The organism is Pedobacter sp. Leaf176 (genome assembly GCF_001424305.1).
Classification (GTDB): Bacteria; Bacteroidota; Bacteroidia; order Sphingobacteriales; family Sphingobacteriaceae; genus Pedobacter.
Genome location: NZ_LMPD01000002.1, coordinates 57,486 through 76,235, shown reverse-complemented (window position 1 = coordinate 76,235; position 18,750 = coordinate 57,486). Strand labels below are relative to the sequence as shown.

Below are 18,750 nucleotides of genomic sequence, written 5' to 3'. Positions count from 1 at the left end.
TTTTAGTCAACCTATGCCAGTGCTGATACTTAAACCCTATTTTTGTCCGTAATAGGCATCAGCACCATGTTTGCGCTCGTAATGTTTCTTTATTAAAGAATCTTTTAACCTAGGCGCATTCGAGTTAATTTGCTCGGTTAGTATGGCCATTTGTGCAACTGCTTCTAAAACAGCACTATTGTAAACCGCCTTCTCTGCCGTTTTTCCCCAGGTAAAAGGAGCATGGTTGCCTACTAGAATCATTTCTACTTCTTTATGGCTCAAGCCTAAACTTTCAAAGTGATTCATGATCTGGAAACCTGTTTCATACTCATAATTTCCTTTAATCATATCGTCGTCCATTGGTGGAGCGCAAGGAATATCAACTGTTAGGTGGTCGCCATGTGTAGTTCCGAAAATCGGAATAGCCCTTTGCGCCTGTGCCCAGGCCGTTCCGTAGGTAGAATGTGTGTGTACGATGCCGCCAATATCTTCCCAATGTTTGTAAAGAACTGCATGTGTTTGTGTATCAGAAGATGGACGTAAGTTTCCTTCAACGGTATTTCCATCAAAATCTACAATAACCATTTTTTCCGGAGATAAATCCTCATAAGGAACACCGCTTGGCTTAATGGCAAATACCCCTTTAGCACGATCTGCCGCGCTAACATTTCCGAAGGTGAAAAGAACCAAACCTAACTTTGGCAGCTGCATATTTGCTGCATAAGCCTGCTCTTTTATATCCAGGTAGCTACTCATGATATGTATGGTTTAACATCTTTTTTATTGTACTTTTCAATATAGCGCCCAAGGCCTAAATATTGTTGGTAATGCTGACGGTAAATTTTTATGTTTTTTATTTCAGGCTGGTATTCTTTCTCAAATCCGGTTCCCATTGCTGCCATTGCAGTTTCAATATCCGGATAAATGCCAGCCGCAACAGCTGCAAACATTGCTGCACCTAATGCGCAGGTATGTTCGAAACGATGAATACGGATTGGCATTTCCAAAACATCGGCCATCATTTGCATAATGTATGATGATTTTTTCGCTACACCACCAATGCCAATAATGCCTTTAACAGGTACGCCTTGTTCTTTGAATCTATCTACAATACTTTTCGCTCCGAAACAGGTTGCAGCAGCCAAAGCCCTGAAAAATCTTGGTGCGTCGGTGCCTAAACTCAGTCCGGTAATGGCGCCCTTTAATTCTTGGTTTGCATCAGGGGTTCTTCTGCCGTTTAACCAATCTAAGGCCAATTCAGGGTAGTCGTCAATGGGTAATTCGGAAGCTTGCTTGCTTAGATTTACGATGATTTTATTTTCCAGCTCCTCTTTCAGGGCCTGAGCGGTATGGTCATCAATAAGCGTAGATTCTGAAAGCAAATTGTTAACAGGCCAGCTAATCAGATTTTTAAACCAGGCGTAAACATCCCCGAAAGCAGATTGACCGGCTTCCAAACCTGCCATTCCAGGAATAACGGAGCCGTTAACTTGTCCGCAGATTCCGCTTACCAATTTGCCTTCCATATCTTTATTTGGCGCTACCAGAATATCGCAGGTACTGGTTCCCATCACTTTACTTAAATAATAAGGCTCAATTTGTCCACCAACGGCACCCATATGCGCATCAAAAGCGCCAACACCTATAACCACATCTGTGCTTAAACCTAATTTATCAGCCCATTCGGAACTTAAATTTCCTGCCGAAACATCAGAAGTGTAGGTGTCTTTAAATAGATTTTCACGATAACCTTTTAATAAAGGGTCCAGACTTTCGAAAAATCCTTCAGGAGGTAATCCATCAAATTCTTCCGCCCAGAGGGCTTTATGACCAGCAGCGCAACGGCTGCGTTTCATTTCCTTTACATCGTTTTTGCCGCTTAGTAAAAATGGAATCCAATCGCAATGTTCTACCCAGGAAAATGCATTTTTTCTTACTTGCGTATCCACTCTTAAAATGTGGAGTAATTTGGACCAGAACCATTCAGAAGAATAAATTCCACCAACATATTTTAAATAATTTATAGGGAATTTCGTCGCGTGTTTGTTTATTTCAGCAGCTTCTTTTACAGCGGTATGATCTTTCCATAGCACAAACATTGCGTTCGGATTTTCCGCGAATTCAGGTTTTAATGCCAGCGGCGTACCGGTTTCATCAACAGCTACCGGACTGGATCCTGTTGTATCAATTGAAATTCCTTTAACCAGTACAGCAATGGATTCGCCGCCTGCTTTGTTTATACAATCTTTAATGGTATGGGTTAATCCCTCAATATAATCTAAAGGATGTTGTCTGAATTGATTAAGAGATGGTTTACAATATTGGCCTTTTTGCCATCTTGGATAAAGAAAAACAGAAGAGGCTATTTCCTTTCCATTTGCGGTATCGACAAGAACCGAACGAACAGAATCTGTCCCGTAATCTACGCCAATTACATAGTTTGCTGTGCTCATAACAATAAATAAATGTCTAATTAACGTTTATTTATTCATATATAAAAATTTTTGTTTCATTTTGAGAATTATTAATTTCCACATTAGTTTAAATAGCCAGTTGTATATGACTTAATCTCTAAAAATAAACAATTTTTTAAGTAGATTAATGGTATTGTCGCCATATATTTCTGAAAGCAATCACCCGGAAATTGTAGATAAAAATAGGCGTCTGCTGATTTTTTTCTCAAAGCGATTTCCTTAAATTCAAATAAAAAGGAACGTGTATTTTTTGGCGGATGTTATTTAAGATACAATGTGCTGTTTCAGTACCAAGCATTGCGAAATCAGTAGAAATTGTCGTGATGCCGTTTAGAATTATTCGCTTCAGTGGTGTTTCATTATAGGAAATGACGCCAACATCTTTGCCAACTTCCATTCCCTTCGCTAACAACCTTTCGATAAGCGTAACCAGATCATCTTCCATTAAACTGATGTAAACTTCACCCACGCTTATTTCTTCATCAACTATATTATCTACAACTTTATGATTGAAAGCATATTGCTGGCAAAACCTGTAAAAGCCATCTAAGATTTCTTGCGGGAAATAAGTGTTTTTCGGGAAGATAACTTTTAAAGTTTCATATTTTGACAGTGGTGTTAAGGCTTGTTCGAGTGCATTATAAATATCTTGAGCAAAATTTTCGTAAACAGCAGCATATTCACCGGTAATTCCCGGCAGGAGTTTATCTAAAATGACAAGTTTCTCTCTCGGTATCGCATTAATAACGTCCTGTGCCTTTTCATCGCCTTCAGTAAAATGAGGTATGATTACATAATGTGTGTAACCCTCTTTTTTATTATTAAGAAGGCTTTTGAAAAGCGAAAAGTCGTTGTTGTATACATATAAGTCAATTGCAGCTCTTTCGCCAATAGCTTTTGTAAAAGAATCGTAGATGATTTTTTTGTGCGTACTCAATTTATTAAACAATAAACAGATTTTAAGTTGTCTCGAAAAATCTGTATCGATAACAAAGTAGCCTTTCCCCGGGATAGACTCGATAACGCCAAGTTTTCTGAGCCGGCGATAACCTTTTTCTGCTGTGTCTCTCGATATTTCTAAAACGAAACTTAATTCGTTAATCGAAGGCAACATGCTTCCATTTTGGATTTTTCCTGTTTCAATTGCATATAAAATCGTGTTTACTAGTTGCTTATATTTCGGCGTGGCAGAATATTCATCGATTGTAATATGGTTTATTAAATCTTCGGATTTCAAAACTTTGGAGATATTTTCCTCAAATATAACAAACACATTCGTGATTAGCATGACAGTACATAACAGTTAAGTATATTTCAATTTCTACATTCGAAAACCAAATATAAAACCATTAATATGCAAGCAATTCTAGGCGTAATTTTCCATTTTATCGGCGGTTTTGCCTCCGGTAGCTTCTACATTCCGTATAAAAAAGTTAAAGGTTGGGCATGGGAAAGCTACTGGATCGTTGGCGGTATATTTTCATGGTTAATTGTTCCCCCACTTGCCGCATTTTTAACAATCCCGAACTTTACAGATATCATTGCAGGTACAAGCGGAAGCACTTTAATATTAACTTATTTCTTTGGCATTCTTTGGGGCATCGGCGGTCTAACTTATGGACTGGGTGTTCGTTATTTAGGGGTTTCGTTGGGCAGTAGTATCATCCTGGGCCTTTGTATGGTTCTCGGCTCCGTTTTGCCTTCAATTTATTTCGATTTTTTTCCCCAGGCAGGTAAAGATACGTTTTCGATGTTTATCGAAACCAGCTGGGGTAGAATGGTTCTTTTAGGGCTTTTAGTTTGCGTTTTAGGTATTGTTATCTGCGGTAAGGCAGGTATGATGAAAGAAAAAGAAATTAAATCCGACGTTACCGATCCACACGGAATGGAAGTTAAAACGGAGTATAAATTTGGTTTAGGTTTATTTGTCGGTATTGTATCAGGTGTATTGAGTGCTTGTTTTAATTTCGGTATCGAAGCCGGAAAGCCAATGGCTGATGCCGCCAACGCAATCTGGAAAGCGGCAAATCCATCTGAAACGGGTAATTTTCTTTTCCAGAATAATGTAACTTATGTGGTTGTACTTTGGGGCGGCTTAACTACTAACTTTATCTGGTGTATGGTTCTAAATGCCCGCAATAAAACTTTTGGTGATTACACGAAAGGAAGCACACCATTACTGAAGAATTACATCTTCTCTGCAATCGCAGGTACAACCTGGTTCCTGCAATTTTTCTTCTATGGAATGGGCGAAAGCAAAATGGGTAATGGCGCCAGCTCCTGGATTTTACATATGGCTTTCATAATCCTAATAGCGAATGTTTGGGGTTTGGTTTTAAAAGAATGGAAAGGTGTATCAAAGAAAACATTAACAACCGTTTTGGTCGGTATTTTAACCATAATCGTATCCGTACTTATAGTTGGCTACGGCAATTCAATTAAATAATTTAAAAAGTAAATATTAAATATAGATGTCTGTTAAAGAAACAAATTATAAGTACGTAAGCTACTTATGGGATGAAGAAGAGGCTGCAAAATTAGCCGGAGATGAAGTTGCATTGTTAATCTATCGCTCTAACTTACTGGGTGCAGATCTACGATTAACGAATTATGGCGGCGGTAACACGTCATGTAAATTATTAGAGAAAGACCCTTTAACAGGTTCAGGGACAGAAGTGATGTGGGTTAAGGGATCTGGTGGAGATTTAGGTACTTTGAAGAAAAACGGATTGGCCGCCCTCTATGTAGACAGACTCAGAAGCTTAAAAAATATTTATCGAGGTGTGGAACACGAAGATGAAATGGTTGAGCTATTTAACCATTGTATTTTCGATTTGAGCTCTAAGGCGCCTTCTATTGATACGCCCTTGCATGGATTCTTGCCATTTGCACATATCGACCATCTGCATCCTGATGCAGCGATTGCGATTGCAGCGGCTAAAGACGGGAAAAAAATAACTGAAGAATTATTCGGTGGTACAATTGGCTGGGTTGAATGGAAAAAACCTGGTTTTGAATTGGGGCTGACTTTGAAAAAATGCCTTGATGAAAATCCTGGTATCCGTGGAATTATGTTGGGTTCTCACGGATTATTTACCTGGGGCAATACTGCTTACGAAAGTTATGTAAACACCCTGGATGTTATCGAGATTTGTTCGGATTATCTCTCTAAAAATTATGGAAAAAAGGGTCCTGTTTTTGGCGGACAAAAAATAGAAAGTGCGGCGTCTGATAAACGTAAAAAACAAGCAGCAACTTTAGCGCCTGTTCTGCGTGGTTTATGTTCTTCGAAACAACACATGATCGGTCATTTTACAGATGATGCCCGTGTTTTAGAATTCATTAACTCAAATGATTTATCCAGATTGGCCCCTATGGGTACCAGTTGTCCTGACCACTTCTTGAGAACAAAAATCAGTCCGCTGGTTTTAACCTTGACAGCAGATGCAGATTTATCAGATACAAAAACTTTAAAAGAAACTTTAGAGCCAGCTTTCGAGGCATATAGGGCAATGTATACCGATTATTATGAAACTTGTAAACACCCTAACAGTCCGGCAATACGCGATACGAATCCAGTCGTAATTCTATATCCGGGCATCGGAATGTTTACTTTTTCTAAAGATAAACAAACAGCAAGAGTTGCCGCAGAATTTTACATCAATGCCATTAATGTGATGAAAGGAGCTGAAGCAATTTCTGAATACACTTCGTTGCCACATCAGGAAGCTTTCAATATTGAATATTGGTTATTGGAGGAAGCGAAACTTCAGCGTATGCCAAAACCGAAACCATTGACCGGCAAAATCGCTTTAATTACAGGTAGTGCAGGTGGAATTGGAAAAGCGATTGCTAAGAAATTCGTTTCCGAAGGCGCTGTAGTGATTTTAAACGATATGAATGCTGAACGCTTAGAAGCTGCCGGACAGGAATTCGCTGCCCAGTTTGGTAAAGATTCTTACAGCACGGCAATTTTAAATGTAACCAGTCAGGAAGATATTAACGCTGCTTTTGATTTGGCAGCATTGGCTTTTGGTGGTATTGATATTGTGGTGAACAATGCAGGCTTATCAATTTCGAAAACAATTAGCGACCATACCGAGCAAGACTGGGACTTACTATACGATGTTTTGGTAAAAGGCCAGTTTTTTATTACGCAGGCTGCAACAAATACGATGAAAAAGCAAAGTATTGGCGGCGATATCATTAATATTGTAAGTAAGAATGCATTAGTTAGCGGGCCTAATAATGCTGGTTATGGCAGTGCGAAGGCAGCTCAATTACATTTAAGCCGGTTAAATGCTGCTGAGCTCGGTGGCGATAACATTCGTGTTAACGTTGTAAATCCCGATGCGGTAATCAGTGATAGTAACATCTGGGCTGGTGGCTGGGCGGAAGGCAGAGCTAAAGCTTACGGCGTTACCGTTGCAGAATTGCCTGCTTATTATGCAAAACGCACTTTATTAAATCAAATTATTTTACCAGATGATATTGCAAACGCATGTTTCGCCTTTGTTGGTGGTTTGCTGCAAAAATCGACAGGTAACGTTTTAAATGTTGATGGTGGTGTTGCCATGGCATTTGTACGATAATTAAGATAGTTTAGTAAGTTGTTTCGAAAAGGCCCGTGGCTCATTGCGGGCCGAAATAACTTTTAGTATCATCATCGTATTTTTCACGAGTAAGATAGTATATTAACCGACTACAGTTTGTGTTTACAAACTGGTTTAACCGAATAGAAGATGAACATCGATCAGAACCAAATAGAAAAACATAATGACGCCCTAATAACTTCGCATCATCGAAAGCTAAATTTTTTGAAAGAAGAATGGTCGCATATTGATTTAGAAAGCATAATTCAAAAACTTGTCGATTTTCAAATTGCGATTCCAAGCTGGGCCTTAGGTACGGGCGGAACCCGGTTTGGACGCTTTGCAATAACCGGCGGTGAGCCTAGAACAATTGAAGAAAAAATTGAAGATGTAGGTTTACTTCATGCATTAAATGGTGCAAGTGGTGCCATCTCTTTGCATATTCCGTGGGATATTCCGCAAAATGCTGAAGCATTAAAAACGCTGGCGTCAGGTTACGGATTAAAGTTCGACGCAATGAACTCGAACACTTTTCAAGATCAGGCAGGAAGCCCTCACAGCTATAAATTTGGCTCCTTACAAAATGTAAATAAAGCTGTGCGGAAGCAGGCAATAGAACATAACATTGAAGTGATTAAACAAGGCATTGCATTAGGTTCTGATGCACTAACAGTTTGGCTTGCCGATGGCTCCTGCTTCCCCGGTCAGCTAAATTTCCGCAATGCTTTCGAAAATACATTGGAAAGCTTACAAGAAATTTATGCCGCTTTACCGGAGGACTGGAAAATGTTTGTAGAGTACAAAGCATTCGAACCGAATTTTTATTCAACAACAGTTGGCGATTGGGGACAATCATTGCTTTATGCTTCGAAACTTGGCAGAAAAGCATATACTCTGGTTGATTTAGGTCACCATTTGCCAAATGCCAACATTGAGCAGATTGTAGCACTACTTTTGATGGAAGGGAAGTTAGGCGGTTTCCACTTCAACGATTCCAAATATGGCGACGATGATTTAACGGCCGGAAGCATTAAACCTTACCAGCTTTTCTTAATTTTTAACGAATTAGTAGAGGGTATGGACGCAAAGGGAATGAATCATGTTAAAGATTTAGGCTGGATGATTGACGCTTCTCATAACGTTAAAGATCCATTGGAAGATTTATTACAATCTGTTGAGGCCATCATGATTGCCTATGCACAAGCATTATTGGTTGATAGAAAGGCGTTAAATGCTGCTCAGAATAACAATGATGTCGCGAAAGCACAGGAAATTTTACAAAATACTTTCCGTAGTGATTTTAGAGCGTTGGTTGCCGAAGCAAGACTTAGAGCCAATGCAGCTTTATCGCCGATTAGTTTATACCGTGAGCTTAGCGTACGCGAGAATTTAGTTAAAACCCGTGGCTTGGGTACAGTTGCAACAGGTTTATAATTAAGGAGGAGAACATGCCAAAAACCGTTGCAGCGATATTTGATGTAGGGAAAACGAATAAAAAATTGTTTCTAATTGATGAAAATTACAACATCGTTTATGAGCGGTCGGCTCGATTTGTAGAAACAAAAGATGAAGATGGCGAGCCTTGTGAGAACCTGGAAAGCCTTCGTTCGTCTGTTTTCGATTCCTTAAATCAGGTTATGCAGTTAAAGGAATATGATATTAAAGCCATAAATTTTTCAACTTATGGTGCAAGTTTCGTGTACCTGGATGAAAATGGCGAACCACTTACACCACTCTATAATTACCTTAAAGAATATCCTGAAGATTTAAAAAATGAATTCTATTTAAAATACGGGGGAGAGGCAAAAATTTCTTTAGAAACAGCTTCTCCAGTTTTAGGAAGTTTAAATTCAGGTATGCAGTTGTATCGCCTGAAAAAAGAAAGACCTGAAGTTTTTTCTAAAGTTAAATATGCATTACATTTACCGCAATATTTAAGTTATTTAATTTCGGGAAAAGCGCTTGCAGATATCACCAGTATCGGCTGTCATACTCAATTATGGGATTTCGGTAAAAATGAATACCATAAATGGGTTATTAAAGAAAGCTTGGAACAAAAATTCGGCATATATACGCCCGCAGACTCTGTGGTGCATACCAAATTTGCAGGTCATGATTTTCATGTTGGCGTGGGCTTACATGACAGTTCTGCTGCTTTAATTCCGTATTTGGCTAATTTTTCAGTTCCATTCATATTACTTTCAACCGGAACCTGGTGCATAAGTTTAAATCCGTTTAATCAAGATGTTTTAACGGAGGAAGAACTGAAGCAAGATTGCCTTTGCTACATGCATTTCAAAGGAAAGGCCGTAAAAGCGTCGAGAATTTTTGCCGGGTATGAGCATGAAGTTCAGTTAAAACGTATTGCCGAACATTTCGATAGAGCAGCATACCTGTTTAAACATTTGCAATTCAATCCTGGAATGATATTGCGATTAGCAAATAAAATTCCTGAAAATCAAATTTTACAAAACTCGTTTTCAGAAAAATCAGCTTTTGGTGATAGAGATTTAAATATGTTCCAAACTGCAGAAGAAGCTTACCACCAATTGATTTTTGATTTGGTTAAACAACAAATTTATTCATTGAAATTGGTATTAAATCAAGGTGTTAAACGAATTTTCGTAGATGGCGGATTCGGTAAAAATGCGATTTATATGCATTTGCTTGCTACCTCAATTCCTGATACCGAGGTTTATGCATCTTCAGTTTCCCAGGCAACTGCAATCGGAACAGCGTTGGCTATTCACGACTCCTGGAATCAAAATATGCCACCAAGCGACATCATTCAATTAAAATATTATTCTGCTATTCAACGCAGTATGCAATTCTAAAATAAAACATAAAATGAGCTGGAAATACAATGCCGACTATCCATCGATTGATGATTTAAGAAACAAAGCGAAATCTAAAATACCAGGTTTTGCTTTTGAATACCTGGATGGTGGCTGCAACGAGGATGTAAATTTATTTCGCAATACGGATGACATCAGGGCTTTAGAATTACTGCCATTTTACATCAGGGATTTTAAGGAAACCTCATTAAAAACGAATCTGTTCGGCCATACTTATGATGCACCTTTCGGAATTGCTCCCGTTGGTTTGCAGGGGCTAATCTGGCCAAATGCACCGGAAATATTAGCTAAAGCTGCGTTCGAGCATAATGTGCCGTTTGTTTTAAGTACCGTGAGTACGTCATCAATAGAGCGTATTATGGAAATTACGCAAGGAAATGCCTGGTATCAATTGTATCATCCTGCAGAAAGTGTAATTAAAGACGATATTATTAATAGGGCAGAAGCTGCAGGCTGCAAAGTGCTGGTTATTCTTTGTGATGTTCCTAGTTTTGGATTCCGGCCCCGCGATATTCGTAACGGCTTGGCTATGCCACCGAAAATGTCGCTGAAAAACATGCTTCAAATCTGCGGTAGACCCGAATGGGCCTTGAGAACGCTTTTCCATGGCCAACCGGCATTTGAAACGATGAAGCCCTATATGCCAAAAGGTTTAAATATGAAACAATTGGGACTTTACATGAACAAGACATTTTCGGGCAGGTTGAATACCGAAAGAATCTCAGCAATTCGCGATAAGTGGAAAGGTAAACTGGTTTTAAAAGGTGTAGCAACAGAAGAAGATGCACAAATGGCTGTTCAACTGGGGCTAGATGGTATTATTGTTTCTAACCACGGAGGAAGGCAGCTGGATGCAGGCCAGTCTTCCATCAAGCCATTAATTCAGATTGCACCTAAATTCAAAGATAAATTAACAGTGATGATGGACAGTGGAGTTCGTTCCGGTCCTGATGTTGCCAGAAGCATTGCTGCAGGGGCAGATTTTACTTTCCTTGGTCGTACTTTTATGTACGGCGTTGGTGCTTTAGGAAATGATGGCGGTAATCATACCATTGGTATGCTTAAAACTCAACTTAAGCAGGTCATGGATCAGGTAGGTTGCGAAAGGGTAGAAGATTTGCATAAGCATCTTTCTTAACTCGATTTGAGCATATCTTTAAATCTTTTTATGGAAGTTGTGGCTTAAAGTTTTCTTTGCAACATGCGGTTTCTATTGCAATCACGTTATTAAGGATGTGCAACTCGCACATCCTTAATTTTTTAAAGTACCGGCTATTTCGCCAGCAAGCTATTTATTTCCTCGTTAAACTCCTTCACAAACTCATCGTAATATTTTCCTGTCGCCGGGCCATTATATCCCGTATGTATTTGAGCAACATTTCCGGCTTTATCAATAATAATGGTTGTAGGAAATGATAAAAATGAATTCAACGCTGGTAACGATTCTGCAACGGCTTGCTTGTCTGCTTTACCTGCAATTACCTGGTCGTATTCAATACCGAAGTGATTTCTGAAATTGGTAAGTGCCTTTTTCACGTAGTCGGCATCTGTTTGTCTCTCGTAATGCAGAGCAATTACTTCAACACCACGTTTCTTATTTTCTTTATACCACGGTGCGATAAAGCCAGCTTCGTCAATACAATTCGGGCACCAGCTGCCGGTAATGGTTAATACGACAACTTTGTTTTTATACTTATCATCTCTTAACGAAATCTTTTTTCCATTCACATCCGGAAAAGAGAAATCGAGGGTTTTATAACCCTCTTTTAAATAAGTAAGTTTATATGCGTCGGGCAAAGCAGCATCCTTATTTTTGACTCCTGTAAATGGCTGTGAACCTCTTAGACCTAAAACCTCACCATTTAGCGTTCCGTTTTGATTAAATGTTCCCCTGTAATATGAAGGTGAGGAACCTATAAAACTCGATAACTGAAATTCATTTCCCTCAACAACACCTTCCAGATAACGGGAATCGCCGGTTATCCTTAAAAATGTTCCGGTTAGCTTATTTCCGGTCTGCTTAAACAAACCAACGGTTTTTTCTTCTTTTCCATCCGGAGATTTGAAAACAACATCGTAACTGCCAGAAAAATCTGCTGCTGCGGATTTTCCATTTGTGTTGAAACGGTAGTTTTTCTTTTCTGCAAAAACCTGTGTGGCCCGGGCAGAACCGTTTTGTTTTCTCAAAATTCCATTCAGCTTGTTGTTATCTATACCTAAAGCAAGCTCGTTATCAAACTGATCTAACTTAACAAAAATCGAATCTCCGCTTTGTATAACCGTTCCGCCTTCAAAACGCTCTTCGGCATTGCGGAAAAACATTTTTTTTACACCGGCTTTCTCCGCGATTTCAAAATTGAAAGGTATTTCTAAACCTTCTTTTATTTTAAATACGCCCCGCCAGTTACCTTCTGCAGCAAAGGCAGCTGGTTTTTGACTGTCTTTCTTATTGGTTTTCGTTTCGCTCGATGCCAAACTTGTTTGAGCATAAACGGCTGAGAAATCGAATGCGGCAATCGCCAAAGCAATATATAATAACTTTTTTTTCATTTGTAACAACTTAATCTACTAAATCGGTCGACAAATATACCCATGTATCTTCCAAAGAAAAAATATTTATAAAAAAATCTATAAAAACTATAGAGTAAATATAATAAGTCATATCTTTGCCGAAGTTATTTTAAAATTACTTATCAAGAAAGGTGGAGGGAATGGCCCTTTGAAGCCTTAGCAACCGTCTGGTAAAATAGAAATGGTGCTAATTCCATCCGGCAATTTAGCCGGGTAGTTAAGTCAGTATAATGCTTTTTCTACGATTTATGTGGAGCGATCTGATTTACGAAGTGCTTTCTTTCCGGAAGCTTTTCTGATAAGTTGTTTTCACAAAAAATCAATCACATGGAAAAAACAAACGAGCAAAACTCCCAGAATTTTATTTCTTCATTCACCAGCGGATACTTCCGAATGTGTAATCGCTGTTAACGCCCAGGTGTTTATCAGACTCTTACAGAGCATATAAATCTTAAGTTTTCTTTCGCTTAAAAGGAGGTTTTTAACCGCCATAGAATTCTTATGCTCAAAATTTATTTTATAACTCATCACTAATTAAATTTTATGTTCAAAAAATTCAAACTGCCGATCATCATACTTTTGCTTTTTCTAGCACAGCAGTTATCGGCTCAAAATTCAATCGTAACGGGAACGGTCCGTTCTACGGATGGGGAAGGTATTCCCGGTGTTTCTATCTTAGTGAAAGAAACCAAAAAGGTTGTCGCTACAGATGCAAATGGGGCATTCTCTGTTAACGTAGCAGATAAAAATACGCTTGTTTTTTCTTATATCGGTTTTCAAACCCAGGAAGTTCTTGTCAATAAGAATGCAGGTTCGCTTGTTATTACTCTTCAGGAAAGTGAAAATGCGCTTAATGAAGTTGTGGTAACGGCGCTTGGTATTTCGAGGCAGAGAAAATCATTAGGTTACGCAGTCCAGGAATTAAAAGGCCAGGATATAGCTGAGGCCAAGGAATCAAACCTGGTCAATGCATTGGCTGGTAAAGTTGCCGGTGTTCGGGTTACGAATAGTCAGGGCGATATGGGCTCATCCCGTGTAGTAATTCGCGGTGAAACCTCTATTTCAGGAAATAACCAACCTTTATTTGTTGTGGATGGCGTTCCTGTTGATAACTCTCAATTGAATTCGGGTGGTGCAAGAGATTATGCAAATGCCATTTCAGATATCAATGCAGATAATATCGAATCGATAAGTGTGCTTAAAGGACCAAACGCCGCGGCACTTTACGGTTCAAGAGCTGCTGCAGGCGTAATTCTGATTAAAACCAAAACCGGTAAATCGAAAAAAGGCGTTGGGATTACCCTTAATTCAAATGCGGTTATTGAAACAATTGCAACATTACCGGTTTATCAAAATGCATTCGGTCAAGGTTCTGAAGGTAAATTCAGCTATGTTGATGGAAAAGGAGGCGGTATTAATGATGGTGTTGACGAAAGTTGGGGTCCAAAATTAAACGGACAGTTAATCCCCCAATTTTATTCTAAAGGTGTTGCTGTTCCTTTCGTAGCCAATCCGGATAATGTTCGTGATTTTTTTGAAACCGGATATGCTTTTAATAATGGCATTGCGATAGCCGATGCTTCAGATAAATTTGATTATCGCTTATCATATAATAACCTGAAACAGGTTGGCGTAATTCCAAACTCGGGACAAGGAAAGAATAACTTCTCGTTGAACACAACTTTAAAAATAACGCCCAAATTAAGCGTTACGGCAAATGCAAATTACAATAAGCTTTCATCTGATAATTTACCGGGAACAGGTGGCTCAAGGTCTACAAGTACCATGTTGCAATTTACCTGGTTTGGTCGTCAGGTAGATATCAATCAATTGAAAAATTATTTAGATGAAAATGGTAATACATTCAACTGGAACAACAGCTACTACAGCAATCCATATTGGGTAGCCTATGAGAATACCGTTTCTCAAAATCGCAGCCGCATAATCGGAAGCCTTGGTTTGAATTATAAAATTATCGACGGACTTAACTTCAACTTCCGTTCTGGAACAGATTATTATAACGACAGAAGGAAAATCAGAATTGCTTATGGTACCAACGGAACGCCTTTTGGTTCTTACACGGAAAATGGTTTTACAGTAAATGAGAACAATACCGACGCTACCTTAAATTTAAACAAGCAATTGAATGCTGATTTTACTTTAGAAGCTTTATTGGGAAGCAACATTCGCTCACGCTACATTGAGCAGAACGACCAAAGTGCGCCAAGATTAGCCGTTGCTGGTTTATATTCCCTTAATAATTCCAGAGACCCGTTAATTTCTTCGAATAACTACAGTAGACTTAAATCGTACAGTGTTTATGCTTCCGCACAGGTTGGCTTCAGAAACTATCTTTTCGCTAACATTACGGCCCGTAACGATTGGTCTTCTACACTTGCAGCTCAAAATCGCTCTTATTTTTATCCATCTTTTAATGGCAGTTTGGTATTAACTGAAGCTTTCGATATTAAAGGTGCATTTCTGGATTACGCCAAAATTCGCGGTGGCTGGTCTAAAGTAGGTAAAGATGCCGACCCTTACCGCTCTGTAAATACTTATGTTTTTGGTGCGCCCTTTGGTTCAAGTCCTCAATTAACAACTTCGGCAACAGATTTAAATCCAAATTTAAAGCCGGAAACAACTACATCATCAGAACTGGGTGCCGAGGCCGTTTTCTTCAATAAAAGAGTGCGTTTAGATTTAAGTTTATATAATACGAATAGCTATGACCAGATTTTAAGTGTTGATGTAAGCCCTTCAACGGGTTTCCGCTCAAAGCTTTTAAATGCGGGTAAAATTAATAACAAGGGCATCGAGGTTCAGTTGGGCTTAACGCCGGTTAAAAAACAGTTTACCTGGGATATTGATGTAAATTATGCGGCTAACAGGAGCAAAGTTGTTGAGTTGGATGCTGCCGGTTTATTGCAGAATTATGTAATTGCATCGAATTCTGCACAGGTTATAGCTGCGGTAGGGCAACCCTACGGAACACTTTATGGTAATGCCTATTTAAGAGATGCAAACGGAAGTATTGTCGTAAATGCGACTGGATCACCTCAAACCGACCCGACAAAGAGGGTTTTGGGGAAATATACGCCCGATTGGATAGGAGGGATTTACAACACTTTCAGCTATAAAGGCTTTAGTTTAGGCGTTCTGGTTGATGCTAGTTTCGGTGGTTCAATTTACAATGGAACATATGCTACCGGAACTTATACAGGTGTTTTAGCGTCAACATTACCAGGAAGGGCCGCCGAATACGGGGGGATTTCATACTATTATCCAGGCAATGTTAAAGCAAACGGGACAGTCAGGCTTACCGGTACTGCTCCGGCAGGTGTTGCAGTTTATGATGACGGGATAATTTTTGATGGCGTTACAGCGGATGGTAAGAAGAACGAAAAAATCTTACCTGCGCAGCAATATTATAAATCGTTCAGAACAATTGATGAAGCGAACATTTTCGATGCTTCTTACGTTAAACTTCGCGAAGTAAAATTGAGTTATAACCTGCCATCTAAATGGTTAAAGCCTTTAAATCTGCAAGGCGTTTCGGTATCACTTGTTGGTCGCAACCTTTGGATTATCCACCGAAATGTTGAAGACATTGACCCTGAAGTTGCTTTTAACACGGGCAACGGACAAGGGTTAGAGAGTCTTTCAAATCCGACAACACGCAGCTACGGACTTAATTTGAATATTAAATTTTAATCTTCCAAAAAATGAAAAATTATAAACTATATATACTGGCCATTTTTGCTTTCACAGTTTCCTCGTGCGGTAAGGAATTGGATGAGGTAAACATCAATCCGAATGCAACAGAAAATGCTCAGCCAGATTATCTGCTTACCGGCGCCATAAAAAATACAGCCGATGCTTATTGGAGCACGGCAAATACAATGAACTCGAGTTTGTTGTTCGTTCAACATTGGTCTAAAATTCAATACACTGAAGAAGATCGATTTATTTATTCAAACAGTAGTTTTACCTCACTTTGGTCTACCGGTTATTCGCAAAGCATTACCGCTTTTAATAAAATAATCGAATTGGGAAATGCACAGGCAAATCCAAACTATAAAGGTGTTGCGCTGGTTTTACGTTCCTGGGTATTTTTGTTGCTAACAGATGCTTATGGCGACGTTCCATATTCACAGGCAGGAAAAATAAACGAATTTATTACGCCAGCATACGATAAGCAAAAGGACGTTTATTTCGGTTTGCTGGATGATTTAAAAACTGCGAAGAATACTTTAGATCCTGTCGGAAAAGCAATTGCAGGCGATGTAATTTATAACGGAAATATCGCCCGATGGAAGAAATTTGCTAATTCTTTAAGGCTACGTATTGCTTTAAGAATTGCAGATAAGGAAGCTGCAAAAGCCAAAGCGGTTTTGGATGAAATAAAAGCAGATGGCGATTTGTTTATAAGTGATAATACCGATAATGCGCAACTAAATTATCTGACATCGCCGCAACAAAATCCGGTTAGCGCATTATTCGAAACCAGAGATGATTATCGCATTAGCAAAACGATTGTAGATAAATTGTTTGCGCTTAACGATCCAAGGCTACCAATTTATGCAAGTAAAACTCAAACTGCTACACCTGAAGAATATATTGGTGTTCCGAACGGGTTAACAAACTCCGAAGCCAGTATTTTAGGTTTTGCAAAAACATCTAAGCCTGGGGCATATTTTTTATTGCCACAAGCACCCGCCGTAATTTTTAGTTATTCGGAATTGCTTTTTGATAGGGCAGAAGCTGCAGCACGAGGTTTTACAACGGAAAACGCAGCTGATTTGTATCAGCAAGCAATCAAGGCATCATTAAAACAATACAATATTTCAGATGCTGTGGCTGCAACTTACATTGCTCAGGCATCCGTGCAATATGATGCTGCAAATTATAAGAAATCTATTGGAGAGCAAAAATGGCTGGCGCTTTTTGGTCAGGGTTTAGAAGCCTGGGCAGAGCGAAGGAGATTGGATTATCCTCAACTGAATGCTTCGGTTAACACCGTTTTGAACGGACAGATTCCAGTTAGATTTATATATCCCGGCACAGAACAATCTTTAAACGGCGCAAGCTACAAAAATGCGGTAGCCAGCCAGGGTGCAGATTTATTAACCACGAAACTTTGGTTCGATGCTTTTTAGAGCATTTTATCATGCTCACCTGACAAGGAATCTTAAAGCGGTTGGTTTATCCTGTATGGCGCTTTAGGATTCCCGCCTGCGCGGGAAAGACGGTTTGAGTGGTACGCATGCTTCAAAAACTCGTCATTCCTTGCCTGACAAGAAATCCTAAAGCGGTGGGTTTATCCCGTATGGCGCATTAAGGTTCCCGCCTGCGCGGGAAAGACGGTTTGAGGTGGAAAAGTGTTTGGGGATTAACAGTAAATCTCCGTAACTCGTCATTTCTTGCCTGATAAGGAATCTTAAAGCGGTTGGTTTATTGCTTGAAAGACGGTTTGAGGTGGGAGAGTTTTTGGGAATTAACTGTAAATCTCCGTAACTCGTCATTCCTTGCCTGATAAGGAATCTTAAAGCGGTGGGTTTCTCCTGTTTGGCGCATTAGGGTTCCCGCCTGCGCGGGAAAGACGTTTTGAGGTCGAAGAGTGTTTGGGAATTAACTGTAAATCTCCGTAGTTCGTCATTCCTTGCCTGACAAGGAATCTTAAAGCGTTGGGTTTATCCTGTTTGGCGCATTAAGGTTCCCGCCTGCGCGGGAATGACGTTTTGAGGAGGAAGAGTGTTTGGGAATTAACTGTAAATCTCCGTAACTCGTCATTCCTTGCCTGACAAGGAATCCTAAAGCGGTGGGTTTATTCCGTATGGCGCTTTAGGATTCCCGCCTGCGCGGGAAAGACGGTTTGAGGTGGAAAAGTGTTTGGGAATTAACAGTAAATCTCCGTAACTCGTCATTCCTTGCCTGATAAGGAATCTTAAATGTTGGCTTTAACCCGTATGGCGCATTAGGATTTCCTCCTGCGCAGGAAAGACGGTTTGAGGTGGGAGAGTTTTTGGGAATTAACTGTAAATCTCCGTAACTCGTCATTCCTTGCCTGATAAGGAATCTTAAAGCGGTTGGTTTATCCCTTATGGCGCATTAGGGTTCCCGCCTGCGCGGGAAAGACGGTTTGAGGTGGAAGAGTATTTGGGAATTAACAGTAAATCTCCGTAACTCGTCATTCCTTGCCTGACGAGGAATCCTAAAACGGTGGGTTTCTCCTGTTTGGCGCATTAGGATTCCCGCCTGCGCGGGAAAGACGGTTTG

At 39.6% G+C, this 18,750-nt stretch carries 11 protein-coding genes and 1 riboswitch; of the genes, 7 read left to right on the top strand and 4 right to left on the bottom strand.

Annotated elements, in window-relative coordinates:
• Positions 1-36: 36 nt before the first annotated feature.
• From ASF92_RS05880 to ASF92_RS05870, 3 genes are all read right to left on the bottom strand, one after another.
• Positions 37-738 carry an L-ribulose-5-phosphate 4-epimerase gene (locus ASF92_RS05880; protein WP_056089362.1) on the bottom strand — a complete coding sequence of 234 codons (702 nt, stop codon included), beginning with the start codon at positions 736-738 and terminating at the stop codon, positions 37-39.
• The gene (locus ASF92_RS05875; RefSeq protein ID WP_056089360.1) at positions 735-2,435 is read right to left on the bottom strand and encodes a ribulokinase; all 1,701 of its coding nucleotides are present in this window, start codon (positions 2,433-2,435) and stop codon (positions 735-737) included. Before ASF92_RS05875 ends, ASF92_RS05880 begins: the two co-directional genes overlap by 4 nt.
• Before the next feature lie 226 nt (positions 2,436-2,661).
• Positions 2,662-3,693, bottom strand: coding sequence for a GntR family transcriptional regulator (locus ASF92_RS05870; RefSeq protein WP_056090997.1), 1,032 nt, complete (start codon positions 3,691-3,693; stop codon positions 2,662-2,664).
• A gap of 117 nt (positions 3,694-3,810) precedes the next feature.
• On the opposite strand from ASF92_RS05870, the gene rhaT reads away from it, so the two are divergent.
• The 5 genes from rhaT to ASF92_RS05845 all read left to right on the top strand — a co-directional run bounded on the left by rhaT (position 3,811) and on the right by ASF92_RS05845 (position 11,041).
• Positions 3,811-4,902 carry an L-rhamnose/proton symporter RhaT gene (gene rhaT, locus ASF92_RS05865; protein ID WP_056089356.1) on the top strand — a complete coding sequence of 364 codons (1,092 nt, stop codon included), beginning with the start codon at positions 3,811-3,813 and terminating at the stop codon, positions 4,900-4,902.
• A gap of 25 nt (positions 4,903-4,927) precedes the next feature.
• The gene (locus ASF92_RS05860) at positions 4,928-7,048 is read left to right on the top strand and encodes a bifunctional rhamnulose-1-phosphate aldolase/short-chain dehydrogenase (protein WP_056089353.1); all 2,121 of its coding nucleotides are present in this window, start codon (positions 4,928-4,930) and stop codon (positions 7,046-7,048) included.
• Positions 7,049-7,198: 150 nt separating this feature from the next.
• A complete protein-coding gene (locus ASF92_RS05855) occupies positions 7,199-8,482 on the top strand; it encodes a hypothetical protein (protein ID WP_056089351.1) in 1,284 nt (427 codons plus the stop codon).
• A gap of 14 nt (positions 8,483-8,496) precedes the next feature.
• Positions 8,497-9,882, top strand: a complete 1,386-nt coding sequence (locus tag ASF92_RS05850) for an FGGY-family carbohydrate kinase (RefSeq protein WP_056089348.1) — start codon at positions 8,497-8,499, stop codon at positions 9,880-9,882.
• A gap of 13 nt (positions 9,883-9,895) precedes the next feature.
• Entirely contained in the window at positions 9,896-11,041 is a 1,146-nt protein-coding gene (locus tag ASF92_RS05845; RefSeq protein ID WP_056089345.1) for an alpha-hydroxy acid oxidase, read from the top strand.
• 134 nt (positions 11,042-11,175) lie between these two features.
• Here the strand turns inward: ASF92_RS05845 and ASF92_RS05840 are convergent, their stop codons facing one another.
• On the bottom strand, positions 11,176-12,453 hold the full coding sequence (locus ASF92_RS05840) for a peroxiredoxin (RefSeq protein ID WP_056089341.1): 1,278 nt from the start codon (positions 12,451-12,453) through the stop codon (positions 11,176-11,178).
• Positions 12,454-12,590: 137 nt separating this feature from the next.
• Positions 12,591-12,698, top strand: a riboswitch (SAM riboswitch).
• Between the two features lie 319 nt (positions 12,699-13,017).
• Between ASF92_RS05840 and ASF92_RS05835 the strand changes: the two genes are divergently transcribed.
• Together ASF92_RS05835 and ASF92_RS05830 are read left to right on the top strand one after the other, a co-directional pair.
• The gene (locus ASF92_RS05835; protein ID WP_056089338.1) at positions 13,018-16,185 is read left to right on the top strand and encodes a SusC/RagA family TonB-linked outer membrane protein; all 3,168 of its coding nucleotides are present in this window, start codon (positions 13,018-13,020) and stop codon (positions 16,183-16,185) included.
• 11 nt (positions 16,186-16,196) lie between these two features.
• Positions 16,197-17,630 carry a SusD/RagB family nutrient-binding outer membrane lipoprotein gene (locus ASF92_RS05830; protein ID WP_056089334.1) on the top strand — a complete coding sequence of 478 codons (1,434 nt, stop codon included), beginning with the start codon at positions 16,197-16,199 and terminating at the stop codon, positions 17,628-17,630.
• Positions 17,631-18,750 lie beyond the last annotated feature (1,120 nt).

Coding starts and splice junctions, on each gene's coding strand:
- ASF92_RS05880 (WP_056089362.1), bottom strand. CDS start 738: ATGAGTAGCTACCTGGATATAAAAGAGCAGGCTTATGCAGCAAATATG.
- ASF92_RS05875 (WP_056089360.1), bottom strand. CDS start 2,435: ATGAGCACAGCAAACTATGTAATTGGCGTAGATTACGGGACAGATTCT.
- rhaT (WP_056089356.1), top strand. CDS start 3,811: ATGCAAGCAATTCTAGGCGTAATTTTCCATTTTATCGGCGGTTTTGCC.
- ASF92_RS05860 (WP_056089353.1), top strand. CDS start 4,928: ATGTCTGTTAAAGAAACAAATTATAAGTACGTAAGCTACTTATGGGAT.
- ASF92_RS05855 (WP_056089351.1), top strand. CDS start 7,199: ATGAACATCGATCAGAACCAAATAGAAAAACATAATGACGCCCTAATA.
- ASF92_RS05850 (WP_056089348.1), top strand. CDS start 8,497: ATGCCAAAAACCGTTGCAGCGATATTTGATGTAGGGAAAACGAATAAA.
- ASF92_RS05845 (WP_056089345.1), top strand. CDS start 9,896: ATGAGCTGGAAATACAATGCCGACTATCCATCGATTGATGATTTAAGA.
- ASF92_RS05840 (WP_056089341.1), bottom strand. CDS start 12,453: ATGAAAAAAAAGTTATTATATATTGCTTTGGCGATTGCCGCATTCGAT.
- ASF92_RS05835 (WP_056089338.1), top strand. CDS start 13,018: ATGTTCAAAAAATTCAAACTGCCGATCATCATACTTTTGCTTTTTCTA.
- ASF92_RS05830 (WP_056089334.1), top strand. CDS start 16,197: ATGAAAAATTATAAACTATATATACTGGCCATTTTTGCTTTCACAGTT.